The sequence below is a fragment of the Pseudomonas sp. AN3A02 genome, assembly GCF_011765255.1.
GTDB lineage: Bacteria > Pseudomonadota > Gammaproteobacteria > Pseudomonadales > Pseudomonadaceae > Aquipseudomonas.
The window spans coordinates 167,444-191,588 of record NZ_JAARNI010000003.1 but is presented as its reverse complement, the minus strand read 5'-3'; the positions used below and the strand labels follow the sequence as shown (position 1 = coordinate 191,588).

Here is a 24,145-nt window from a genome sequence, read left to right as displayed (position 1 = left end):
CTATGGCCTATCAATTCGACTTTGTGCCGGTTCTGGCCAATACCGATCTGTTGCTGCGCGGCGCGCTGTTCACCCTTGAGCTGACCGCCATCGGTGCAGTACTGGGCGTGGCGCTGGGAATCGTCGGCGCCGTGGTGCGGGCGTGGAAGATCCAGCCGTTCAGCTGGATCTTCGGGGTGTACGTCGAGTTGATCCGCAACACGCCGTTCCTGGTGCAGTTGTTTTTCATCTTCTTCGGCCTGCCGTCCCTCGGTTTGAAAATCACCGAATGGCAGGCGGCGGTGCTGGCGATGGTGATCAACCTGGGGGCGTACTCCACGGAGATCATCCGCGCCGGCATCCAGGCGATCCCGCGTGGGCAACTGGAAGCGGCGGCCGCGCTGGCGATGACGCGTTTCGAGGCGTTCCGCCATGTGGTGTTGCTGCCCGCGCTGGGCAAGGTCTGGCCGGCCCTGAGCAGCCAAATCATCATCGTGATGCTCGGCTCGGCAGTTTGTTCGCAAATCGCCACAGAAGAGCTGAGCTTCGCCGCCAACTTTATCCAGTCACGCAACTTCCGTGCTTTTGAAACCTATGCACTGACCACGTTGGTCTACCTGTGCATGGCGCTGATGATCCGCCAATTGCTGAACTGGATCGGCCGGCGCTATGTCATGAGGAACGCCCGATGAGTGATTTTTCGTTCTGGGACATCGTGCGCAACCTACTCACCGGCTTGCAGTGGACGCTGTTGCTGTCGCTGGTGGCGTTTATCGGCGGCGGCGTGATCGGCTTGTTGGTGATGACCATGCGTATCAGCAGCAAAGCCTTCCCGCGCAACGTTGCACGCACCTACATCGAACTGTTCCAGGGCACGCCGCTGTTGATGCAGCTGTTCCTGGTGTTCTTCGGCATCGCCTTGCTCGGCGTGGACATTTCGCCCTGGCTGGCGGCAGCCATTGCCTTGACCCTGTTCACCAGCGCCTACCTGGCCGAGATCTGGCGTGGCTGTGTCGACTCCATCGCCCACGGGCAATGGGAAGCGTCCGCGAGCCTGGCCCTCAACCCGCTTGAACAACTGCGCTACGTGATCCTGCCCCAAGCCCTGCGCATTGCCGTGGCGCCGACCGTGGGGTTCTCGGTGCAGGTGGTTAAAGGCACCGCCGTGACCTCGATCATCGGCTTCACCGAGCTGACCAAGACCGGCGGCATGCTCGCCAACGCGACCTTCGAACCCTTCATGGTCTATGGCCTGGTGGCGCTCGGTTACTTCCTGCTTTGCTACCCCTTGTCCCTCAGTGCGCGCTACCTGGAAAGGAGACTGCATGCCTCTGCTTAGAATTTCCGCCCTGCATAAGTATTACGGCGATCACCATGTACTCAAGGGCATCGACCTGAGTGTCGAAGAAGGCCAGGTGGTGGCGATCATCGGTCGAAGCGGCTCGGGTAAATCCACCTTGTTGCGCACCCTCAATGGCCTGGAGTCGATCAACGATGGAGTGATTGAAGTCGACGGCGAATACCTCGACGCCGCCCGCGCCGACCTGCGCAGCTTGCGGCAAAAGGTCGGCATGGTATTCCAGCAGTTCAACCTGTTTCCGCACCTGACGGTGGGTGAAAACGTCATGCTTGCGCCACAAGTGGTGCAGAAAGTGCCGAAAGCCAAGGCCGCGCAACTGGCGCGGCAGATGCTGGAGCGGGTCGGGCTGGGAGAGAAGTTCGACGCCTTCCCTGATCGACTGTCCGGCGGCCAACAGCAGCGGGTAGCTATCGCCCGGGCGCTGGCCATGTCACCCAAGGTATTGCTGTGTGATGAAATCACCTCGGCCCTGGACCCGGAACTGGTCAACGAAGTACTCAGCGTGGTGCGCCAATTGGCCAAGGATGGCATGACACTGATCATGGTCACCCACGAGATGCGTTTTGCCCGGGAAGTGGGGGACAAGCTGGTGTTCATGCACCAGGGCAAGGTGCATGAAGTGGGTGACCCGAAAATCCTGTTTGCCAACCCGCAGACCGCCGAACTGGCCAACTTTATCGGCTCGACAGAGACACCCGACTGAGCCGTCAGCCAGCCGGCACCAACTCAAAACGCCCACCGCCCTCCAGCACGGTTTTGTCGCGCACGGCGGTGGTCGTGTCGAAGAGATAAGTGTCGACCTGCACCTGAGCCGAAAACACCCGACCCACGAGGGGCAGTCCGGCTGCCAGCACCACCATGGTCTGGTCCGGCAGCAGTTGGCCGCTTCGCTCGGCCCGATTATGCATCGGGGCCAACTCCGCGGGCCTGCCGTCCAGCACCGCCTGTTGGAGGCTAAGGTTGAAATACCCCTGCTCGCCAAACTTGAAGCCTTGGCCCACAGCGGGTACGCCTCGAAAACGCAGGGCGATGAGCGTGTCCTGCGGGCACACCACATTCAAATGCACCGTGCGCTTACCAAAAAGTACGCCTTGCGCAGCAGCCTGCCCACCATGGCGCAAGGCGCCAAGATCAACCTCTGGCCGGCTCAACGACAGACGACATTCTGCGGCATAGGCCTCGCCCGCCATCAACAGGCAGGACAGCACGCCTGCAGCGCCTACCTTAACGGCAGGTCGCTGAGGCGGTTTCGTAGGGTCGCTCATCATAAGATTGCTCCGCCAGGTCGAGTTGAAGTGTGCACGAAGCCCCGCTTGGCGATGACACCATGAGGGTTTGCGCGCTATCGATATTGCTCAGGAAAATCATGCCGTCTGCGACTACGTTGGTCAGGAATGCATTACCTGCACCCAGCACCGATGCACCCTGGGGCAGAGGCTCGCCAGCTGTATCCGTGGCCCTCAGTAGCACGCGTCGAACTTTAACCACCTCGAAGTCGACCTTGCTGAATGAACCTCGCCCGGCCTCCAGCACTTTCGTACCGTTCTTGATATCCACCTGCCGCGGCAAGGACTTGCCTTCGATTTCAAGCTGGCTGACTTGATAGGCGGGCAGCCCGGGAAGCACCGCCATGCCCCAGTGATCAGTCCACACCGGCCCTTGAGGGGTGCTGATGCGGGCCCCGGCTATATCACCGGCCGAGGCGACGCCAAACGTATCCTCGACCCGGTACGGCGTAAAGGTCACGCCCCGGTCATGGGCCACTACGGCGCCCTGCAATTGCCCGCTATAGCGTGTGCTGGAGCCATCCCGGTCAATGCCCGCGCCCGCCTGGGTATAACGCGACATGGTGTTGACCCAGCCGCCCACGGCCTGCTCATGATCGCCTCTCAAGTCTCTCTCGCCACGAAGCTCATAGTTGAGGGTTTCATCCACACGTTCGTTGTACGTGGTGCCAATACTGGATCGACGACCTTGATGCCGTGCAACAGAGCTGAGGGACCGCTCACGGCCCAGCGGTACAGTGACCTGCAAGCGAACCCCGACGCCATCATTGTCGCCCCTGGTGTCACCCGACTTACCCACTTGCGAGTCCACCGTCACACCCACGTTCGCGTACCTGAAGTCCTTGCTCCATGAGCCATAGACGTTTTGGGTGGTCCTGCTATTGAAATGAGCCGCCCGGGAATAGCCCAGCGAAAACTCGCCAACCTCTCGGACAGCCCAACTGAAGCCCGCGGTGTACTGGGTTTTAAACCGCGCGTCCCCGGCCTCGGCGGCGGCAGTACGCAGGGTGTCGAGCACCTCACGATAGCCTGGGGTTTGAGCAGTCGCGCTCAGCGACACCTGCACATTGCCTGGCAACGTGCTTCCCAGGGAAACGCTGTTGCGCGCGCCCTGGAGCTTTTTTTTTCGGTCGCGCGCAAGGTTGTTCCGCAGCCCCAAGGAAAAACGTTCGCCAAAACCGGTGTCCAGCGCAAAGCCCACCGAGTTGTAGTTGTCGGTACCCTGCACCCCGGAGCTGAAGGCGCTGCGCTTGCCTAATGCCCACGTTCCGCTGGCCATTCCCAGCACAGGCTCTTTGGCGCCACTACGGTTCACATCACGCACCTTGCCCAGCCCAGCCGTATAACCCGTCCTGACCGGTACTGCCGCGCGAAAAGACGCCGCCGGCACCACGAAGCTACGTCGCCCTCCTCCTCGCGTTTCGATGACACTGACCTGAAGGTCACTTGTGCCATTGAGCAAAGGTAAATTGTTCAATGAAAAGGGACCTTCGGGCACCACCGTGGTGTAAATCAGGGCGCCTGATTGGCGTACCTCAACCCGTGATTGGCTGACGGCCACGCCCTCAACCACGACGCCTGCACCGCTCGAACCGCTCGCGACCCCGTCGGGAAACAACTGCGCACCCAACAGTTGCACACCGCCAAATACCGGGCTGGTGCCGGAGATCTGCCCCAATTGGAGCGTAGATGCCAACGGCACTAAATCACGCTGTGCGTAGGCAAACAGATGCTCAGTAGTGGAGCGACCATCGCTGGAGACATACAACTGGCGACTACGGGCAATCCAGTCGCCGAAGTTGAAGCCTATTTCAGTCGAAGCGGAGAGATGACGGCTGGTGTCCTCCCGCGAATGGCTATTACTGCCCTGCAGGTCATAGTTGAGCATCCCTGCGGTACCGCCCCGGGAGTAGTGGCCAGACCCGCGTTGCAGTTCGCGCAACGCCTGGGTAGGCACCACCAGGAATACTTCCTCGCTTCCCGGGCGTAACGTTGCGACCGTATTGGGATACTCAGAGAGGAAATCATGGCAAGCCTGGTCAACCGCTGCGTCTTTGTTCAGTACCCGGGAAGGCACTTGCAAGCCCGCTCGGTCGAGCAAACCACGGGTGAAACACAACTCGCCTTCATGATTGAAACGCACATCCGCCAGCCCGACCCGGTCACCATTCACCGTCAGCCCGACAACGCGCACGCCTTCGGTGAAACGCGCAGCGCTACGGAAATAACGAGCGACGCCGGGGTCAATGCCGCGAGCCTGTAAGGTCGCCAGGTCGAACCCCAGCAACTGGGTGCCGGGCTGGGCAGCGTAAGCCTGCTCAGCCATCCCCGACAGGATCGCCACACACACCAGGCCATTACGCCTGAATCGCTCATCGTCACGCTTGGTTTTAGATAGCTTTTTACTGACTGCACCCGTAACTCTTTTGACTTTTCTCATGACCGGTCAAGGCGCATTGGCTAGGAGTAATGCGTCGTAGCTGTCGACGGTAAATCCATAGATGGTGGCCGGCTCGAGGGTCACTGAAGTGGCGTCCGGTAGGGCCTTCTTCAGGTCAACCCTCAACACTTCGCCCGGCAAGATATAGGCGCGAGGAAGGATGGCTTGAATTTTTTGCGGATTGACCTTCACTTCAGTACCCAGTCGGACCACATAAGGACTGTCGTTGCGCACGATCAGAGTGCTGGCCTGCAGTTGCCAGGTCAGTAGCTCCCAGGGTGCTTCATTTCGAGGCAAGCCTTTGGGGTGCAGGATCAGGGGCAAATTCTGCCGAAGGCTGATACCGATGGTCGCACCCGAACCGGGTCGCGTCTGAGGAACGCCCTCGAAAGACACGCGCTTCAAACGCTGTGTCTTGAGCGGCTCCTTGCCAATCGCCAGGAACCTCACCATCTGCTGCTCCCCTGCATCGACTCGTGCAACAGGCGGCGTTATAAGCACCAACGGCTCAAGGTCTTCAGGAATATCTTCGATCGTCGAATGAAGTAAGGCGGGGCCTCCATCGGTATTGGTTACGTTGATGCTGACTTCACCCTCCGACTCGTTCAGCACAATAACGGTTGTTTCAGGACGCATACCATCTGCCCATACACCAGCAGCGAACACCATATTCAAACAAACATACAAAGGTGCAAGAACCTTGAATCTCAACTGAGTCATCGAACGACCTTCCCATTACCTCAAGAATACAAACCAGTCGACGCAAGCTCTGGCAAAATAACACTCAGCCCTAACTTGCACCGACCCAATTCAAATAATGCTTAGAGGTAACGCAGTTCCAAGGTTGCTTGACCATCAAGAGCGATTTGACTCGTCATATCAAGCTCAGAAGTTTTATTGATAACTGCCTGAATTTCCAGATTCCCGGCCAGTGTATTCAGTTGGATTGGCGTGTTGGTGCCAGTGTGCCATGCAGCAATGTTCGCGCCTTGCCCCAAAGCCGGCCCACCCTGCACCCAACTTGTACCATTATTGATACTGGTAAGAACGTTTACCGCCCTGCCATCAGCCACAGAGTTACGCAGGTGTACAACGTAACCGCCTATTTTCTGCGCTCTTGCGGTTGTGCCCAAGCCGTAGTTATAGGTATCGGTGTAACTCCCGCCAATCTGACTAACCATCAGGTTCGGGATCCGGCTGCTGGCGCGGTTATCCACTGCCTTGATACCCACCTTGGTCTTTACGCCGCTGCTGCACCTGATTGCATAAGGAGTAGTCTTGGTGGCCAACTTGGTATAGTTGGTAGGGCTCAAGGTGCTGGGATTGATAGCGCCGTAATCAATAACAGAGTTAGTGATTGTAAAACTGCAGCTGGAAGGCGCGATAGTACCTTTGACACGAAGATCGGCGGCTTGCGCGCTCAGACCTGCAACAGCCAGGAACATGCCCACCAATACAGCAATATTTTTCTTCATCAGATAGTTACCTTTCAATGAGAGAAACGGCTAATTACAGATGGCCAGAAACGATCATTGCCCGCGTTCATGCGGACAAACTTATGCAGCACGATGCTCTGATCCATAAATAAATACCGCCACGGCACAAATGCCGAATCGAAGTATCGGCATATCAATTCCACAATAAAGCCGGAAAAAATTTCAATCCTCGTATGAACCATCAGGCATATCGCCTTGAACCTTCCTGCGCCGTTGTGCGAGCGTGCGTAAAATCGCTCAGGATGAATACGAATACGCGTAGGAACTATCAGTTACCCCAATAGGTGCTTGGTTGAACAAATATGGACCACATCAACTATTAACTTAGTAATACGAGATGAACGCACATTTCCTACAACGACAACTCGCCGGTCTCATAGCGGTTTTGGAAAAATTACTCTGGCACTACGCGTTGGCGTCAGCGGTTGATCGTGGCACGATGTCGAGGTTATCGACCGAGACCCCTTAACCATGCCGCAATCCCAAGCCAAGAATCTGTCCCTGATCGCCGCCATCGACCTGGGCTCCAACAGCTTTCACATGGTCGTGGCCAAGGCCCAGAACGGCGAAATCCGCATCCTTGAGCGGCTCGGCGAGAAAGTGCAACTGGCTGCCGGGATCGACGATGAGCGTCAGCTCAATGAAGAATCCATGCAGCGCGGGCTCGATTGCTTGAAGCGCTTTGCCCAACTGATCAACGGCATGCCCCCGGGCGCCGTGCGGATCGTCGGCACCAACGCCCTGCGCGAAGCCCGCAACCGCGGCGAATTCATCCGCCGTGCCGAGGACATTCTCGGCCACCCCGTAGAAGTCATCTCCGGCCGTGAGGAAGCGCGCCTCATCTACCTCGGCGTGTCCCATACCCTGGCCGACACACCGGGCAAACGCCTGGTGGCCGACATCGGCGGGGGCAGTACCGAGTTCATCATTGGCCAGCGTTTCGAACCATTGCTGCGCGAAAGCCTGCAGATGGGCTGCGTCAGCTACACCCAGCGCTATTTCAAGGATGGCAAGATCACCCCGGCCCGCTACGCCCAGGCTTATACGGCAGCGCGGCTGGAGATCATGAGCATCGAGCACGCCCTGCACCGCCTGACCTGGGATGAGGCCATCGGCTCGTCCGGTACCATTCGCGCCATCGGTCTGGCGCTCAAGGCCGGCGGCCACGGCACTGGCGAGGTCAACGCCGAAGGCCTGGCCTGGCTCAAGCGCAAGCTATTCAAGCTGGGAGATGCCGAGAAGATCGATTTTGACGGCATCAAGCCTGACCGCCGCACGATTTTCCCCGCAGGCCTGGCGATTCTCGAAGCTATTTTCGACGCCCTCGAACTGCAGCGCATGGACCACTGCGACGGCGCCCTGCGTGAAGGCGTGCTGTACGACCTGCTGGGCCGCCATCATCACGAGGACGTCCGTGAACGCACCCTCAGCTCGTTGATGGAGCGTTACCACGTCGACCTGGAACAAGCGGCGCGGGTTGAGCGCAAAGCGCTGCACGCGTTTGACCAGGTGGCCGAGGACTGGGACCTGGAAGACGGCGTCTGGCGTGAACTGCTGGGCTGGGCGGCCAAGGTCCATGAAGTGGGGCTGGACATCGCCCACTACCATTACCACAAGCACGGCGCCTACCTGATCGAGCACTCGGACCTGGCGGGTTTCTCTCGGGAAGACCAGCAGATGCTCGCGTTGCTGGTACGCGGCCACCGCCGCAATATCCCCCGGGACAAGTTTGCCGAATTCGGCGCCGAGGGCATCAAGCTGATTCGCCTGTGTGCGCTGCTGCGTTTCGCGATCCTGTTCCACCACATCCGTGGTACCCAGGAAATGCCGCAAGTGGTGCTGCGCGCCAATGCCGACAGCCTGGACGTGGTGTTCCCGAAGAACTGGCTGGATGAAAACCAGCTGACCCAGGCGGATTTCGCCCAGGAAGCCGAATGGCTGACGCGGGTTGGGTTGACGCTGAACGTACGCTGATAGGGGTGAGTGACGCGGAGCGTCACAGGATGTATTCCCACGCAGAGCGTGGGAACAATCAAACGCCACAAAACAAATGTGGGAGCGGGCTTGCTCGCGAAGGCGGAGTGTCAGTCAACAGATTCATCGACTGATCCACCGCTTTCGCGAGCAAGCCCGCTCCCACATTTTTGACCGCGTCGGTTTTTAGTTCACCGTCAGAATCGGGCTGCCCAACTTCTCCAACAACGTCGCCTGGGCGCTGCGCGGGTTCTGGTTGCCGGTCGGCGTGTTGCGCACGTAGCGCCCGTCCGACTGCAGGCTCCAGCTGTGGGTGTTGTCGGTGAGGTAACTCTCCAGCTCCTTCTTGACCCGCATGATCAGCTTCTTGCCTTCGACCGGGAAGCAAGTCTCCACACGCTTGTCGAGGTTGCGCTCCATCCAGTCGGCGCTGGAGAGGAACATCTGCTCCTCGCCGCCATTAAGGAAGTAGAACACCCGCGTGTGCTCCAGGAAGCGCCCGATGATCGAACGCACGTGGATGTTATGGGAGACCCCGGCGATGCCCGGACGCAGGCAGCACATGCCACGCACCACCAAATCAATACGCACACCCGACTGACTGGCCTTGTACAGCGCGCGGATGATCTTCGGATCGGTCAGCGAGTTGAACTTGGCGATGATGTGCGCCGGCTTGCCTTCCAGGGCGAACTGGGTCTCGCGGGCAATCATGTCGAGCATGCCCTTCTTCAGGGTGAACGGCGCGTGCAGCAGCTTCTTCATGCGCAGCGTCTTGCCCATGCCAATCAACTGGCTGAACAGCTTGCCGACGTCTTCACACAAGGCGTCGTCAGAGGTCAGCAAGCTGTAGTCGGTGTAGAGCTTGGCGTTGCCGGCGTGGTAGTTGCCGGTGCCCAAGTGGGCGTAACGCACGATCTCGCCGGCTTCACGGCGCAGGATCAGCATCATCTTGGCGTGGGTCTTGAAGCCGACCACGCCATAGATAACCACCGCACCGGCCGCTTGCAGGCGGCTGGCCAGTTGCAGGTTGGATTCTTCGTCGAACCGCGCCCGCAATTCGATCACCGCCGTCACTTCCTTGCCGTTACGCGCGGCGTCTACCAGCGCATCGACGATTTCGGAGTTGGCGCCGGAGCGATACAGGGTTTGGCGTACGGCCAATACATGCGGGTCCTTGGCGGCCTGGCGCAGCAGGTCGACCACCGGGGTGAAGGACTCGAACGGGTGCAGCAGCAGGATGTCCTGCTTGCTCACCACGCTGAAGATGTTCTCGCTGTTCTGCAGCAGTTTCGGGATCTGCGGGGTGAACGGCGTGTATTGCAGCTCCGGATGGCTGTCCAGGCCAGTGATGCTGAACAGGCGCGTCAGGTTCACCGGGCCGTTGACCTGGTAAAGCTCGGTCTCGCTCAGGTTGAACTGCTTGAGCAGGTAGTCGGACAGGTGTTTCGGGCAGGTATCGGCCACTTCCAGGCGCACGGCGTCACCGTAGCGACGGGAGAACAGCTCGCCGCGCAGGGCGCGGGCCAAGTCTTCGACGTCCTCGGAGTCCAGCGCCAGGTCGGCGTTACGGGTCAAACGGAACTGGTAGCAGCCCTTGACCTTCATGCCCTGGAACAGGTCATCGGCGTGGGCGTGGATCATCGACGAAAGGAATACATAGTTATCGCCAGCGCCCCCTACCTCTTCCGGTACCTTGATGATCCGTGGCAGCAAGCGCGGCGCCGGGATGATCGCCAAGCCGGAATCGCGACCGAAGGCGTCGATACCTTCCAGCTCGACGATGAAGTTCAGGCTCTTGTTCACCAGCAGCGGGAACGGGTGCGTCGGGTCGAGACCGATGGGGGTGATGATCGGCGAGATTTCGTCGCGAAAGAAGCGGCGCACCCAGGTCTTGATCTTGGTGGTCCAGTGACGGCGCCGGATGAAGCGGACGTGATGCTTTTCCAGTTCCGGCAACAGAATGTCGTTGAGGATCGCGTATTGGCGGTCCACATGGCCGTGCACCAGCTCGCTGATGCGGGCCAGGGCCTGATGCGGTTGCAGGCCGTCGGCGCCGGCCTGTTCACGGGCGAAGGTGATCTGCTTTTTGAGGCCGGCGACACGAATCTCGAAGAACTCGTCCAGGTTGCTGGAGAAGATCAGCAGGAACTTCAGCCGCTCCAGCAACGGGTAGGACTCATCCAGTGCCTGTTCCAGCACGCGGATGTTGAATTGCAGTTGTGACAGCTCGCGATGGATGTACAGGCTGCTGTCATCCAGGTTGGGAATCGCAACCACCGGCACCGGTGCGGCGGCAGGCGTTTCGGCCACCACGGCAGGCGGTGCCGGCTCCAGCTCCGGCGGGGTCTCGGTGACTTGTTCAACCACCGGGTGAGCGTCTTTTACGGCAACTGCTGTGAGTCCTTCGGTATTCATCGAGTGTTCCTGTGAGGGCTAGTGTTGCTCTCTAAGCAATTGGGCGGCGCGGGCGGCGAAGTAAGTCAGGATGCCATCGGCACCCGCACGTTTAAAGGCAGTCAGGGATTCAAGGATCACCCCTTCACTCAACCAACCATTCTGGATCGCGGCCATGTGCATGGCGTATTCACCGCTGACCTGATAGACAAAGGTCGGCACCTTGAATTCCTCTTTGACCCGATAAAGGATGTCGAGATACGGCATCCCGGGCTTGACCATGACCATGTCGGCACCTTCAGCCAGGTCCGCCGCCACTTCGTGCAGGGCTTCGTGGCTGTTGGCCGGGTCCATCTGGTACGAGGCCTTGTTGGCCTTGCCCAGGTTCAGCGCCGAGCCCACCGCATCGCGGAACGGGCCGTAATAGGCGCTGGCGTACTTGGCCGAGTAAGCCATGATGCGCACGTTGACGTGGCCGGCCAGCTCCAGGGCTTCGCGAATCGCCTGGATACGACCGTCCATCATGTCAGACGGTGCCACTACCTGGGCACCCGCTGCGGCGTGGGACAAGGCCTGCTTGACCAGCGCATCAACGGTGATATCGTTCTGAACATAGCCTTCTTCGTCGAGAATGCCATCCTGCCCGTGGGTGGTGAACGGGTCCAGGGCCACGTCGGTGATCACTCCCAGTTCCGGAAAGCGTTCGCGCAAGGCGCGGGTGGCGCGCTGGGCGATACCCTCCGGGTTCCAGGCTTCGGCGGCGTCCAGGGACTTGAGTTCAGACGGCGTGACCGGGAACAGCGCCAGCGCCGGGATCCCCAGTTCAACCCAGTTCGCGGCCTCTTCGAGCAACAAATCAAGGGTCAAGCGCTCCACGCCCGGCATCGACGCCACCGCTTCCCGACGATTTTCACCGTCCAGTACAAACACCGGCAGGATCAGATCATTCACCGTCAGCACGTTTTCACGCACCAGGCGACGGGAAAAATCATCGCGACGGTTGCGACGCAGCCGGGTGGCGGGAAACAGGCGGTTGGCGGGGGTAAAGCTCACGGCAGACTCCTGAGCCCGGCTTGACGGGCGAGCGTGACAGTTATAAGCGGCCATTATGACGAAGGAATTACAGTTGTGGTGAGCTCATGCACCGTAAGGCAACCGGCATGCGACCCTTAGTCGCATTCGTCGTTTATGTAGGAATTGTTCACTTCGTGACACATCTCGATACTTTCATGAATGTTCACGAAGGCGTAGGCTGCGCGTTCATTTCGCCAGCACCCAGACCATGCTTCAACAATTTCTGCATGACTTCGGCTACTTTGCGCTGTTCCTAGGCACCTTCTTCGAAGGCGAAACCATTCTGGTTCTCGCAGGCTTCCTGGCGTTCCGTGGATACATGGATATCAACCTGGTGGTGGTCGTTGCCTTTTTCGGCAGCTACGCCGGTGACCAGTTGTGGTACTTCCTGGGGCGCAAGCACGGCCGCAAACTGTTGGCACGCAAGCCGCGCTGGCAACTACTGGGTGACAAGGCCCTGGAGCACATCCGCAAGCACCCGGACATCTGGGTGCTGAGCTTCCGTTTTGTCTACGGTTTGCGCACGGTGATGCCGGTGGCCATTGGTTTGTCGGGCTACCCGCCGGGCCGCTACCTGTTGCTGAACGGGATTGGCGCCGCCGTGTGGGCTGCGGCGCTGGGGGCTGCGGCTTACCATTTCGGCGCGGTACTGGAAGGCATGCTGGGCAGCGTCAAGAAATATGAGCTGTGGGTACTGGGCGCACTGCTGGTGCTGGGCCTGGGCTTGTGGATCCGCCGGCGCGTCAAGAACGCCCGCTTGACCCGCGAAGCCTGCGCCGCCGAGAAGGTTCGCCTGGCGGCCGGCGAACCTGAAAAAGCCGAAAAGCCTACGACGCCAGTCGAGTAAGCCGGTCTCTGCAACAGTAGAGGCCGATGCCGCTGAGCAAGCTGTAACTGACCAGGCCCAGCCAGCCCAACGAGCTGGCCGGCCACAGCCCCACCAGCGGCGCCAGCCACACCAACGGCACATTCAGCGCCAGGCGTGCCAGCTCGGCTTTCAACGCCCATGGGCGATTCTCCAGCGCCACCCCCAGGGTGAACAACCCCAACGCCATTGCGCTCCAGCCCAACACCAGGGCGGCGGTCGGCAAGCCCTCGCCGAAATTCATCAAATAGCTGCCAAAGCCAACGTACGCGGCAAACTGCAGGGCGATGTAAACCTGTTGGCGCCCGTCCAGCGGCACCTCGAACTTGCGGAACTGGCTCAAGTCCGGCTTGGCCATCGGGTACTTCGCCGCCACATCCGCCGGGCGCCAGCCGGTGCGCATGAACCAGATGCGCAGCTTGTCCCACCAGCTCTCAGCACGCCGTGCATCACTCCACAACTGCGCATAAAACTGCAGGTTGGCCCACAGCGGGTTCCAACTGGCCAATGGCGTGGTCACGCCAAAGATCACCGGCTCGTTATCGTCTTCTTCCTGGAAGGAGCCAAACAGACGGTCCCAAATAATGAACACCCCGCCGTAGTTGCGATCCATGTAGAGAGCGTTCTGTGCATGGTGGGCCCGATGATTGGACGGCGTAACGAAAAACCACTCGTACCAGCCGAGCTTCGGCACATGGCGTGTGTGCACCCAGAATTGATACAGCAGGTTGAGGGAAGCCACACTGATAAACACCACCAGCGGCACGCCCAACACGGCCAGCGGCAGGTAGAAGATCCAGCTCAGCAGGAAGCCGGTGCTGGTCTGGCGCAAGGCGGTGCTGAGGTTGTAGTCCTCGCTCTGGTGATGCACCGAATGCGCGGCCCAGAGGATGTTGCGCTCATGGCCCATGCGATGCAGCCAGTAGTAGCAGAAGTCATAGAACACAAAGGCGAACACCCAGGTCCAGACGCTTTGGGCCGACAGCTCGATGATCGCCAGGTGCTTGAGCGCGAAGGCGTAGGTCAGGATGCCCACACCTTTGGTCAGCAACCCTGTGGTGGTGGACAGCACGCCGGTGCTGAGGCTGTTGATGGCGTCGGCCACCCGGTAGTTGCGTTGGCCACGCCGGTAGTCGGCCAGCAGCTCGACCACGATCAAGGCAATGAAAAACGGTACCGCGTAAGGGACGAAGTCCATGGGCAAGTCCGGTCAATTATTGTTACATCAAGATTAGGTGTAACCGCGAAATATCCCATTGGCATCGAGTTACAAATTGGTAGACATTTAACGCCATGAATCAGGAGAAATGCCCATGAGCAAAAAGATTGCAGTGATCCTTTCCGGCTGTGGCGTGTACGACGGCGCCGAGGTTCATGAAAGCGTGATCACCCTGCTGCGCTTGGACCAGCGCGGCGCCGAGGTGCAGTGTTTTGCGCCGAATATTGCCCAACTGCATGTGATCAATCACCTGACCGGCGAAGAGATGCCTGAGTCGCGCAATGTGCTGGTGGAGTCGGCGCGCATTGCCCGTGGCGAGGTAAAGGACATTCGTGAGGCCAACGCCGAGGACTTCGACGCACTGATCGTGCCCGGCGGTTTTGGCGCGGCAAAGAACCTGTCGAACTTTGCCGTGGAAGGCGCCGGGTGCACGGTCAACCCGCAGGTGCTGGAACTGGCCGAAGCCTTTGCCGAAGCGGGCAAGCCAGTCGGCCTGATCTGCATCTCGCCGGCTCTGGCAGCGAAGATCTATGGCCCCGGCGTGACCTGCACCATCGGTAACGATGCCGACACTGCGGCCGCCATGGACAAGATGGGCGCCACCCACCAGGTGTGTGCGGTGGACGATATTGTCGAAGACAAGGCACGCAAACTGGTGAGCACCCCGGCCTACATGCTGGGCAAGCGCATCAGCGAAGTGGCGTCAGGCATCAACAAGCTGGTGGACCGAGTGCTGGAGCTGACCCACGAGAACGATTAGGCCTTCATCAGCCTCGTCAGAATCCGATCCAGTGAGTTGGCAAACGCCTGCTTGTCCTTGTCCCCATGGGGCGGTGGACCACCGCCCATCTGGCCCTGCTCCCGCAGATCGGTGAACAGGTTGCGCACCGCCAGCCGCTCGCTCATGTTCTGCGGGCTGAACTCCTTGCCTCGCGGGTCCAGCGCTGCCACGCCGTTCTTTACCAAACGGTCGGCCAGCGGCACATCGCTGCAGATCACCAGTTCGCCGGGCACCGCGTTCTCCACCAGGTAGTCATCGGCCGCATCCGGACCGCTGGGCACCACAATCAGCTTCACACACGAGAAGCTCGGCTTGATCTGGCTCTGCCCTGCCACCAGCACCACTTCGAACTGGCGCTTGAGGGCGAACTTCACCACCTGGTCCTTGGCCGCCCGTGGGCAGGCGTCTGCATCGATCCACACGCGCATGGTTACGCCACCACCCGGCGCTTTTCAGCCAGCCGGCTGCGGCCGTACAGCACCACAATCGCCAGGATCGCCACGGCCTGGGCACTCAACGAATAAGCATCGGCGTGAATGCCCAGCCAGTCGAAGTCAAAGAACGCCACTGGCCGGGTGCCAAAGATCCCGGCTTCCTGCAACGCCTTGACGCCGTGCCCGGCGAACACCACCGACAGCGCACACAGCAACGCCGCGTTGATACCGAAGAACAGCGCCAGCGGCAGCTTCGCCGAACCCCGCAGAATCACCCAGGCCAGGCCCACCAACAGCACCAGCGCCGTGGCACCGCCGGCCAATACCGCGTTGTGCCCGGCGGGGCCTGCCTGCAACCACAGGGTTTCGTAGAACAGGATCACTTCGAACAGCTCGCGGTACACCGAGAAGAACGCCAGCATCGCAAAGCCGAAGCGCCCGCCGCCGCCCACCAGGCTGCTCTTGATGTAGTCCTGCCAGGCGGCTGCGTGACGGCGGTCGTGCATCCACACCCCGAGCCACAGCACCATCACACTGGCAAACAGCGCCGTGCAGCCTTCCAGCAACTCGCGCTGGGCGCCGCTGACGTCAATCACATAAGCCGCCAACGCCCAGGTGGCCAAGCCGGCCAACAGCGCCAGGCCCCAGCCGACGTTGACGCTGCGCACCGCCGATTGCTGGCCGGTGTTACGCAGGAACGCGAGGATCGCCGCCAGCACCAGGATCGCTTCCAGGCCTTCGCGCAGCAGGATCAACAAACCGGAGATGTAACTCAGGGACCAGCTCAAGCCATCACTGCCCAGCAGGCCGGCCGACTCGGTGAGCTTGCCCTTGGCCACGTCCAGGCGCTGCTGCACTTGCTCGATCGGCAACCCGTCCTGCAACGACTGCCGGTAGGCCATCAGGGCCTTTTCGGTGTCCTTGCGCACGTTGGCGTCGACGTTGTCGAGGGAGCTTTCAACCAGCTCGAAACCTTCCAGGTAAGCCGCTACCGACAGGTCGTAGGCCTGCTCGTGCTCACCGTTACGGAAAGCGGCGAGGCTTTTGTCGAGGGTGGTCGCGGTGTAATCGAGCAACTGCACCGGGCCACGCTTGACCTGCGGCGGCTGGGCGCGCTGGGCACGGAAGGTGGCGACGGCGTCGGGGCCTTCGGCGGCGAGCACTTCATTGGGGGTTTGGCGCGCAAGGTCAGCGAGGTTGAAGGACTTTTCGCTTTTCGCCGCAGCCGGGTCGGCGGTGAAGCCGGCGATATAGGTGGCCAGGTCCCAGCGTTGGCGGTCGTCCATTTGATCGGCGAAAGACGGCATGTCGGTGCCTTCGACGCCCAGCCCAAGGGTGTTGTAGATCGCGTAGAGACTCAAGCGGTCGAGGCGTGCAGCGTCTCGCAGGTTGGCTGGCGGCGGGGTCATGCCGACAGCGGCAGGGCCATCGCCGGCGCCCGCGGCGCCGTGGCACACCGAGCAATTCTGCGCGTACAGCGGCGCACCACGCGTCGGGTCGGGCGTAATGGCCGGGGCTTGGCTGACTTCATATGCCACCGCCAGCTTGGCGCCCAATTGCCGGGCCTGGTGAGCAACCAACGCGCCATCCTGATGGGCCGTTACGGCAGCCAGCAGTTCATCCACGCCTTTTATCAGCTCGGCGCGCTCGGGCTTTTCCGGTAGATCGGCCACCAGCCCCTGCAACACCCCGAGAAACTCTACCTGTTCACGGTATTCGGAATCATCGATAACCTTGCCCGCCTCCACTGTCGGGGGGTAGTCCGCACCGATGTAGTCCAGTAAATGCAGGGCTTGGGGCGCGCCCTCGGCAGTTGCAGCCAGCAGGTTGAAACTGCACGACATCAACGCCGGCAGCACCAGCCAGGCAAAAAAACGGAAGGGGGCAATCATGAATGGATCTCAAATGGAAATACGAAGTAACACATTGTCAAACCTTACGGGGTTTGACTCAAGTTGTTAGTGATATGGGCTGGGTTTACCCAAGGGCTGATGCTGGCCTCAATACCGGAAAATGGATCCAAAAGGCCATTGTTTTGCCAGTAATCGGGCTTATAATGCCGCGCCTTCGTTATTGCGAACTGGCATTTTCGCTCCTCTTTTTATGAGGAATTGGCAGGATGCAACGCCTTCCTGCCATTGGTGATTCGGTCCGACCAGCACCTTCGGCCGATTACGTTCAGGGAAGAAGCTCCTCGATGGCATCTCGCGCCTTTACCTCGCTCGCGCTCGCAGCAGTCACCTTGTTGTCCGGTTGTTCGATGTTCCGCAGCTACGACACCGAGCTGCAAGCCACCAATCAGCAGTTGGCCACCGGCAATGTCGACGGCGCGCTGACCCTGCTTGAGAAGAACAACACCGGCGACGACAAGGACCTTCTCTACTACTTCGAAAAAGGCGAGTTGTTGCGGGCCAAGGGCGACCTGACCGGCAGCCAGACCGCCTGGCGCAGCGCCGACCTGCAAGTCTACAAATGGGAAGAGTCGGTCAAGTTCGACACCGATAAGTACCTCGCGCAGTTCGGCTCCTTTCTGGTCAATGACAAGGTCCGCCGCTACGAAGGCTACGACTACGAAAAAGTCATGCTCACCACGCAGATGGCCCTGAACCTGCTGGCGCTGAACGACTTCGACGGTGCCCGCACCGAGATCAAGAAGACCCACGAACGCGAAGCGGTGATTGCCGACCTACGGGACAAGGAATACCTCAAGAGCGAAAACGAAGCCGAGCGCCAGGGCATCGCAACCCAGTTCAAGGACCTGCGCGGCTACCCGGTGGAAAGCCTCAATGCCCCGGAAGTGGTGGGCCTGAAGAACAGCTACCAGAGCGCGTTCAGCCATTACCTGGCCGGCTTCGTCTACGAAGCCCTGGGCGAAAAAGACCTGGCCGCGCCGGGCTACCGCAAGGCCGCCGAACTGCGCCCCAACACTCCGCTGCTGGAACAGGCGCTGCTCAACCTGGATAAATCCAAAGTCGGTGCCGGCGAGACCGACGTGCTGATCGTGGTGCAAAGCGGCCTGGCACCGGCCCGCGACTCGATTCGCCTGCCGTTGCCGATCCCCATCGACGGCCACCTGGTGATCACCCCGCTGTCGTTCCCGGTGATCAAGGCCGACACCTCCACCGCGACCTTCGCGCAGATTGGGGTCGATGGCCAGCAGCAGAACCTCACGGCCCTCAACAGCACCACCGCCATGTCCCGCCGCGCCCTGCGTGATGACATGCCGGGCATCATCCTGCGCACCACCGTGCGGGCCGTCACTCGCGGCGTCACCCAGAACAACCTGAACAAGACCAACCCGATGGCGGGCCTGGTACTCGGTATCGCTTCGGCCGTCACCGAAGGCGCCGACACCCGCACCTGGCGCACGTTGCCGGACATGACCCAAGTGACACGCCTGCGCCTCAAGCACGGCGAGCACCAGGTCAGCCTGCCCAACGCCCTGGGCGGCACGCTGGTAACGGTCAAGGCCGACCAGCGCTACCAAGTGATCACCTTGCGCGTGGTCGGCAACCAGGTATTCGCCGGCGGTCTTGCGGCCCATGTGGTGCAGAGTAATCCGCCCCAGGCCGTCGCCACTCTCAAACAACCTTAAGGAGCACGCTATGCGTCATTTCATCCTCGGCGCCCTGGCGCTGATCCTGCTGGCCGGTTGCGCCACCCCGCCACCGCCGGAACCTGGCAGCGCCGCGAGCAAAATCGTGGTGATGGGCAAGTTCAAGGGCATCGCCGTCGGCGCGATCCGCGTCGCCCGGGAAAACGGTTTCCTGACCGCCAAGGTGCAGTTGAGCAATATCACCAGCAGCAACCAGATGATGTATTACCGCTTCGCCTGGCTGGGCGCCGACGGCTTCCCGGTGGGCGACGAAGAAACCTGGAAAGTGCTGAACCTCTACGCAAACCAGGCGACCTTCCTGCCGGCCATCGCCAACCTGCCCCAGGCTGCCGACTTCCGCCTTGAAGTGAAAACGCCTTGATCCGCCCACTCATTCAGTTTCAGAGAGACATCCCCATGTTTGCACGCTTCTCGTTCCTCGCCGTGGTCGCCGTTATGGCCAGCGGCTGCGCCAACACCTCGCCGGTACTGGGCGGTAAAAACATCAGCTACGGCGACACCAAGGCCGTGGAACTGGTGACCAACGAGTTCGGTTCCACCGACCTGCAGATGATCGCCGAAAGCATGACCCGCTCCCTGGCCCAGTCCGGCATCCTCCAGGGCCGCCCGGTGGTGCAGGTATATGACGTGAAGAACAAGACCAGCGAGTACATCGATACCCGCGAGATCACCACGTCGATCAAGACCCAGCTGATGAAGACCGGCACCGCTCGCTTCGCCAGCGACAACACCGACATGCAAAGCCAGGTCGACCAACTGAAGCTGCAGAACCAGAGCGGCCTGTACAAGAAGTCGACCGTCAGCAAGACCGGCAACATGGTCGCCGCCAAGTACCGTCTGGAAGGCTCCATCAGCTCCATCGTCAAGCGCAGCTCGGACTACAAGGACGTGTTCTACAAGTTCAGCCTGCAACTGATTGACGTGGAAAGCGGCCTGGCCGAATGGATGGACGAAAAAGAAATCCGCAAGACCACGGAGCGCTAAGCAATGCGTGCATGGATCGGCATGATCGGCCTGTTGTGCGCCTTTGGCGCCTCGGCCGCACCGAAGATCGCGGTGACCGACCTGGCCTACGAGGCCCGGGTGGAGGAGTACATTCATCAGGTCGCGGCCAGCAACAACTTCCACGCCAGCGCCTATAGCGCCAGCGGCGGCTCGAGTTACAGCGAGTACGAGAGCCGCAACAGCTACATCGAGCAGACCGAACTGCGCAAGTTCAGCGGCGACATCAAGGGTGAAATCCTCAAGTCGCGGCAGTTCCAACTGGTGCAGGGCACGCCGTACACCGCTGACGCCAAGGGCGATGTGTATGACGTGATCAAGCGGATCAAGGCCGGTAACTTCAAGGGCGCGGACTACGTGTTGTTCGGCACCTTGTCGGACATCGACTTCACCCAGGACGTCAACGCGCTGGACCACACCAACAGCTATTCGGCGGTGCTGGGCCTGACGCTGGTGGCAGACTTCAGCCTGATCAACACCCGCACCTTTGAGATCACCTCGGCGTTTACGGCCATGGGCGAAGGCCAGGACACCAAGCTGGTGAACAACCGTGACGTGCGCGTGAGCCTGAACCGGCCTCGTGTGGTGCGGGAAGTGTCGAAGGCGTTGGGCGAGGATGTTGCGCGGCAGTTGGCCGAACAACTTGGCGGTGGTTATCAGGAGCAACCGGGGCAGCCTGCATTGCGCAATAACCTGCCACGGGATGAAGCGCCGAAGATCTTGCGCTGATCACTGGAAGTACATGCAACACAAAACCAATGTGGGAGCGGGCTTGCTCGCGAATGCTGTGGATCAGTCAATACATCTGGTGACTAACACTCCGCATTCGCGAGCAAGCCCGCTCCCACATTTTTTATCCGGTTTCGTCAGTTATGCCGTTGCGCGGTGCAAGCTGGCCAGGAACCCCGCCGCACCAACAAACAGCCCGGCAAACGTGCGGTTCATGCGTTTCTGCTGCTTGGGTGTGCGCAGCAAGCGCAACACTTTCGACGCCAGCCCGGTGTAGCCGGCCATCACGATCATGTCCACGCAGATCATTGTCGCACCCAGGATCAGGTACTGGTTCAGCAGCGGCGCTTGCGGGTTCACGAACTGTGGCAGCACCGCCAGCATGAACACCAGGGCCTTGGGGTTGCTGGCGTTGACCAGGAATCCACGGAACATCATCGCCATCGGCTTGCCGATCGGGCGAATCGCCGCGTCATCGCTAAGGTCGGTTGGCAGCGCGCGCCATTGCTTGATGGCCAGGTACACGAGGTACGCCACGCCAAACCATTTGATCGCGTAGAACGCCGTGGAGGATGCCGCGAGGATCGCCCCCAGGCCGCCGGCGACCACGGCAATTTGCATCGCCAGGCCCAGTTGCAGGCCCAGGGCATTCCAGTAGCCGCGCAGGAAACCGTATTGCAGGCCGCTGGACATCGACGCGATGGCGCCGGCGCCAGGAGAGAGACTGATGATCCAACTGGCCAGGAAAAAGGCCAGCCATGTGTCGAGAGCCATTACACACCTCAGAGCTGAGTTTGCTTAATGTTTCTAAGCTAACGCTGCTGGCCGAGAAATGGCTACAAAAATTTTGGGCCGGGCCTTTGTGGCGAGGGAGCTTGCTCCCGCTGGAGTGCGTAGCGCTCCCGGCTTTTTTTGGGGCTGCTACGCAGCCCAGCGGGAGCAAGCTCCCTCGCCACGGCAAGCTCTCTCGCCACAGGTTAAGGCAGTACGTCGCTGTCGCGCCAACGGCGCACCGAGCGCTGGAAGAACAGGCTGTTGGGCACTTGCACCATGACACTGCCCGTGCCGGCCTCTTCCACTTCGATCAGCGTGGTGTAGAGCAGATTGATCGCCACCACCCGGCCTTTGACGCCGGGCTTGTCGACGGTGTCCACCAACTCGACCACGTCGCCCAAGCGGAACGGCCCAACGGTGAAGATCAGAATGGCGCACAGCAGGTTCGACAACACCGACCACATGGCGAAGAACGCCACCGCAGCCACCGCCACAAAGCCCGACAACGCCGTCCACAGCACCGTGGCGGACACGCCCAGGCGCTCCAGCACAAAGATCAGCGCACTGCCCATGATCAGCCAGCGCAGGCCGCCGCGCAGGGGCATCAGCAACTGCGGCGGGAACGGATAACGCTCCCCAAGGCGGTTCAGGCATTTGGCGACGAACCGCTGGGCGAGATAGCCGCCCAGCAAGATCAGCAAAATCTGTACGGCCACCCAGATCGGCGCGATCCATTGGGCCGGCAGCGGCAGTTGCAGCGCGTCCATCAGGACAACGCCTCCAGCTCCGCTTGCAAGGATTCCAACAGTTCGAGGGCTTCCATCCAGGTCTCCTCCAACTGTGCCTCACGCACCTTGAGCTTGGCCTGTTCGGCCAGCAGGTCGCGCAATTCATCCTTGCGGGCCGGCTCGTACACGGCGCTGTCACCCAGGCTGGTTTCGATCTTCGCCAGCTTCTCGTGGATCTTGCCCAACTCGGCTTCCAGCTTGTCGGCTTCACGCTTGTGCGGTGCCAGCTGCTGACGCAATGCAGCAGCGGCCTGGCGCTGGGCCTTCTTGTCGGTCTTGTCCGGGTTGACCGGGGTGTTGCTGACCGGCGCGTTGCGCAGGCGGTAGTCCGACAGCCAGCGCGCGTAGTCTTCCAGGTCGCCGTCGAATTCCTCGACCTTGCCGTCAGCCACCAGCAGGAAGTTATCCGTGGTGCTCTTGAGCAAATGCCGATCGTGAGACACCACCAACACCGCGCCGCTGAATTCCTGCAGGGCCATGGTCAGCGCCAGGCGCATTTCCAGGTCGAGGTGGTTGGTCGGTTCGTCGAGCAGCAACAGGTTTGGCCGGTCCCAGGCGATCAACGCCAGGGCCAAGCGGGCCTTTTCGCCACCGGAGAAATTCAACACCGGCTCGTCGATGCGCGCACCGCGGAAGTCGAAACCACCGAGGAAGTCTCGCAGGGTCTGTTCGCGTTCGGTCGGCGCCAGGCGCTGCAAGTGCAGCAGCGGGCTGGCCTTGGCGTCGAGGGAGTCCAACTGATGCTGGGCGAAATAGCCCACCACCAGGTTCTCACCGCGCACCAGACGGCCGGCCAAAGGCTGCAATTCGCCCGAGAGGTTTTTGATCAGGGTCGACTTGCCCGCACCGTTGGGGCCGAGCAGGCCGATCCGCGCGCCGGGGGTGAGCTGCAACTTGACCTTCTCGAGGATGGTCTTGTCGCCATAACCCAGGCGGGCGTCGGACAGGTCCAGCAGCGGGCTGGAGATTTTCACCGACTCGCGGAACACAAAGTCGAACGGTGAATCGACGTGGGCCGCCGACAGTTCTTCCATGCGCTCCAGGGCCTTGATCCGGCTCTGGGCCTGACGGGCCTTGGTGGCCTGGGCCTTGAACCGGGCGATGTAGCTTTCCATATGCGCACGTTGCGCCTGCTGCTTCTCGTAGGCTTGCTGCTGCTGGGCCAGGCGTTCGGCACGGGCGCGCTCGAAGGCGCTGTAGCCACCGCGGTAAAGGGTGATTTTCTTCTGGTCGACGTGGGCGATGTTGTCGACCACGGCGTCGAGGAAATCCCGGTCGTGGGAAATCAGCAGCAAAGTGCCCGGGTAGCTTTTGAGGAAGTCTTCCAGCCACAGGATTGCATCGAGGTCCAAGTGGTTGGTCGGTTCATCGAGCAGCAACAGGTCCGAGGGGCACATCAGCGCCTGGGCCAGGTTCAGGCGCATGCGCCAGCCGCCGGAGAAGTCGGCGACCGGGCGGTCCATCTGTTCGTTGGTAAAGCCAAGGCCGGCAAGCATCTTGCGGGCGCGGGCGTCGGCGGTGTAGCCGTCGGCGCTGTCCAGTTCCGAGTGCAGGCGGGCCTGTGCGGCGCCGTCCTGGGCTTTCTCGGCCTCGGCGAGGTCGTGTTGCACCTGGCGCAGGCGCAGGTCGCCATCGAGCACGTAGTCGATCGCAATGCGGTCGAGGGTGTCGATCTCCTGGCGCATATGGGCGATGCGCCAGTCGGCCGGCAGCAGACAGTTCCCGGAATCAGGCGTCAGCTCACCCAGCAGCAAGGCGAACAACGTGGATTTGCCGGCGCCGTTGGCACCGATCAGGCCGGCTTTGTGACCGGCGTGCAGGGTCAGCTCGGCGTCTTCGAGAAGACGTTGCGGGCCACGCTGTAATGTTAGGCTTTGAAGTCGGATCATAATGGCGGCGGAGTCTACCAGCTTCGTTGGCCGCTGGCTTGGGTG

Annotated in this window: 22 protein-coding genes; 10 read left to right on the top strand and 12 right to left on the bottom strand. The window is 60.7% G+C overall.

Annotated features, from left to right (window positions below):
• The first annotated feature begins 2 nt into the window (after positions 1 to 2).
• The 3 genes from HBJ59_RS15375 to HBJ59_RS15365 are packed head-to-tail and all read left to right on the top strand — an operon-like array spanning position 3 to position 2,042.
• Positions 3 to 671, top strand: a complete 669-nt coding sequence (locus tag HBJ59_RS15375) for an amino acid ABC transporter permease (RefSeq protein WP_003213995.1) — start codon at positions 3 to 5, stop codon at positions 669 to 671.
• A complete protein-coding gene (locus HBJ59_RS15370; RefSeq protein WP_076013093.1) occupies positions 668 to 1,318 on the top strand; it encodes an amino acid ABC transporter permease in 651 nt (216 codons plus the stop codon). The genes HBJ59_RS15375 and HBJ59_RS15370 overlap by 4 nt, the downstream gene beginning before the upstream one ends.
• Positions 1,305 to 2,042 (top strand): amino acid ABC transporter ATP-binding protein, encoded by a 738-nt coding sequence (locus HBJ59_RS15365; RefSeq protein WP_076013094.1) that lies wholly within the window; start codon positions 1,305 to 1,307, stop codon positions 2,040 to 2,042. The genes HBJ59_RS15370 and HBJ59_RS15365 overlap by 14 nt, the downstream gene beginning before the upstream one ends.
• Positions 2,043 to 2,046: 4 nt before the next feature.
• On the opposite strand, the gene HBJ59_RS15360 is transcribed toward HBJ59_RS15365, so the two are convergent.
• The 4 genes from HBJ59_RS15360 to HBJ59_RS15345 form a co-directional block, all read right to left on the bottom strand.
• Complete coding sequence (locus HBJ59_RS15360; RefSeq protein WP_167664034.1) at positions 2,047 to 2,604, bottom strand: hypothetical protein; 558 nt, start codon at positions 2,602 to 2,604, stop codon at positions 2,047 to 2,049.
• Positions 2,564 to 5,065, bottom strand: a complete 2,502-nt coding sequence (locus tag HBJ59_RS15355; RefSeq protein ID WP_305886492.1) for a fimbria/pilus outer membrane usher protein — start codon at positions 5,063 to 5,065, stop codon at positions 2,564 to 2,566. Before HBJ59_RS15355 ends, HBJ59_RS15360 begins: the two co-directional genes overlap by 41 nt.
• A 6-nt stretch (positions 5,066 to 5,071) precedes the next feature.
• Complete coding sequence (locus HBJ59_RS15350; protein WP_076013097.1) at positions 5,072 to 5,785, bottom strand: fimbria/pilus chaperone family protein; 714 nt, start codon at positions 5,783 to 5,785, stop codon at positions 5,072 to 5,074.
• A gap of 101 nt (positions 5,786 to 5,886) precedes the next feature.
• A complete protein-coding gene (locus HBJ59_RS15345) occupies positions 5,887 to 6,540 on the bottom strand; it encodes a DUF1120 domain-containing protein (RefSeq protein ID WP_076013098.1) in 654 nt (217 codons plus the stop codon).
• 492 nt (positions 6,541 to 7,032) lie between these two features.
• Here HBJ59_RS15345 and ppx point away from each other — a divergent pair, with 492 nt between their 5' ends.
• Positions 7,033 to 8,535, top strand: a complete 1,503-nt coding sequence (gene ppx / locus HBJ59_RS15340; protein WP_167664033.1) for an exopolyphosphatase — start codon at positions 7,033 to 7,035, stop codon at positions 8,533 to 8,535.
• 186 nt (positions 8,536 to 8,721) lie between these two features.
• On the opposite strand, the gene ppk1 is transcribed toward ppx, so the two are convergent.
• Together ppk1 and hemB are read right to left on the bottom strand one after the other, a co-directional pair.
• Positions 8,722 to 10,950 carry a polyphosphate kinase 1 gene (ppk1, locus tag HBJ59_RS15335; RefSeq protein ID WP_167664032.1) on the bottom strand — a complete coding sequence of 743 codons (2,229 nt, stop codon included), beginning with the start codon at positions 10,948 to 10,950 and terminating at the stop codon, positions 8,722 to 8,724.
• Positions 10,951 to 10,968: 18 nt separating this feature from the next.
• Positions 10,969 to 11,982 carry a porphobilinogen synthase gene (gene hemB / locus HBJ59_RS15330; protein WP_167664031.1) on the bottom strand — a complete coding sequence of 338 codons (1,014 nt, stop codon included), beginning with the start codon at positions 11,980 to 11,982 and terminating at the stop codon, positions 10,969 to 10,971.
• Positions 11,983 to 12,211: 229 nt separating this feature from the next.
• On the opposite strand from hemB, the gene HBJ59_RS15325 reads away from it, so the two are divergent.
• Complete coding sequence (locus HBJ59_RS15325) at positions 12,212 to 12,850, top strand: DedA family protein (protein WP_003214015.1); 639 nt, start codon at positions 12,212 to 12,214, stop codon at positions 12,848 to 12,850.
• Here the strand turns inward: HBJ59_RS15325 and HBJ59_RS15320 are convergent.
• Positions 12,831 to 14,066 (bottom strand): sterol desaturase family protein, encoded by a 1,236-nt coding sequence (locus HBJ59_RS15320; protein ID WP_167664030.1) that lies wholly within the window; start codon positions 14,064 to 14,066, stop codon positions 12,831 to 12,833. The genes HBJ59_RS15325 and HBJ59_RS15320 overlap by 20 nt on opposite strands.
• A gap of 115 nt (positions 14,067 to 14,181) precedes the next feature.
• On the opposite strand from HBJ59_RS15320, the gene elbB reads away from it, so the two are divergent.
• Entirely contained in the window at positions 14,182 to 14,847 is a 666-nt protein-coding gene (gene elbB, locus HBJ59_RS15315; RefSeq protein WP_167664029.1) for an isoprenoid biosynthesis glyoxalase ElbB, read from the top strand.
• On the opposite strand, the gene HBJ59_RS15310 is transcribed toward elbB, so the two are convergent.
• Positions 14,844 to 15,296 (bottom strand): YaiI/YqxD family protein, encoded by a 453-nt coding sequence (locus tag HBJ59_RS15310; protein WP_167664028.1) that lies wholly within the window; start codon positions 15,294 to 15,296, stop codon positions 14,844 to 14,846. The two genes, elbB and HBJ59_RS15310, sit on opposite strands and share 4 nt — an antisense overlap.
• 2 nt (positions 15,297 to 15,298) lie before the next feature.
• Entirely contained in the window at positions 15,299 to 17,194 is a 1,896-nt protein-coding gene (locus HBJ59_RS15305) for an FTR1 family protein (RefSeq protein WP_167664027.1), read from the bottom strand.
• Positions 17,195 to 17,499: 305 nt separating this feature from the next.
• Here HBJ59_RS15305 and HBJ59_RS15300 point away from each other — a divergent pair, with 305 nt between their 5' ends.
• Genes HBJ59_RS15300 through HBJ59_RS15285 form a run of 4 tightly spaced genes read left to right on the top strand, consistent with a single transcriptional unit; the run spans position 17,500 to position 20,649 of the window.
• Positions 17,500 to 18,897: a COG3014 family protein gene (locus HBJ59_RS15300; RefSeq protein ID WP_167664026.1), complete on the top strand. Its 1,398-nt coding sequence runs from the start codon at positions 17,500 to 17,502 to the stop codon at positions 18,895 to 18,897.
• Positions 18,898 to 18,907: 10 nt separating this feature from the next.
• A complete protein-coding gene (locus HBJ59_RS15295; protein WP_003214024.1) occupies positions 18,908 to 19,279 on the top strand; it encodes a YcfL family protein in 372 nt (123 codons plus the stop codon).
• Positions 19,280 to 19,314: 35 nt separating this feature from the next.
• Positions 19,315 to 19,902 (top strand): penicillin-binding protein activator LpoB, encoded by a 588-nt coding sequence (gene lpoB, locus HBJ59_RS15290; RefSeq protein ID WP_076013106.1) that lies wholly within the window; start codon positions 19,315 to 19,317, stop codon positions 19,900 to 19,902.
• Between the two features lie 3 nt (positions 19,903 to 19,905).
• Positions 19,906 to 20,649 (top strand): penicillin-binding protein activator LpoB, encoded by a 744-nt coding sequence (locus HBJ59_RS15285; protein ID WP_167664025.1) that lies wholly within the window; start codon positions 19,906 to 19,908, stop codon positions 20,647 to 20,649.
• 141 nt (positions 20,650 to 20,790) lie between these two features.
• On the opposite strand, the gene HBJ59_RS15280 is transcribed toward HBJ59_RS15285, so the two are convergent.
• From HBJ59_RS15280 to HBJ59_RS15270, 3 genes are all read right to left on the bottom strand, one after another.
• Complete coding sequence (locus HBJ59_RS15280) at positions 20,791 to 21,423, bottom strand: LysE family transporter (protein WP_003208844.1); 633 nt, start codon at positions 21,421 to 21,423, stop codon at positions 20,791 to 20,793.
• 203 nt (positions 21,424 to 21,626) lie between these two features.
• On the bottom strand, positions 21,627 to 22,190 hold the full coding sequence (locus tag HBJ59_RS15275; RefSeq protein WP_167664024.1) for a mechanosensitive ion channel family protein: 564 nt from the start codon (positions 22,188 to 22,190) through the stop codon (positions 21,627 to 21,629).
• Positions 22,190 to 24,100, bottom strand: coding sequence for an ATP-binding cassette domain-containing protein (locus HBJ59_RS15270; protein ID WP_076013109.1), 1,911 nt, complete (start codon positions 24,098 to 24,100; stop codon positions 22,190 to 22,192). Before HBJ59_RS15270 ends, HBJ59_RS15275 begins: the two co-directional genes overlap by 1 nt.
• Between the last annotated feature and the right edge of the window lie 45 nt (positions 24,101 to 24,145).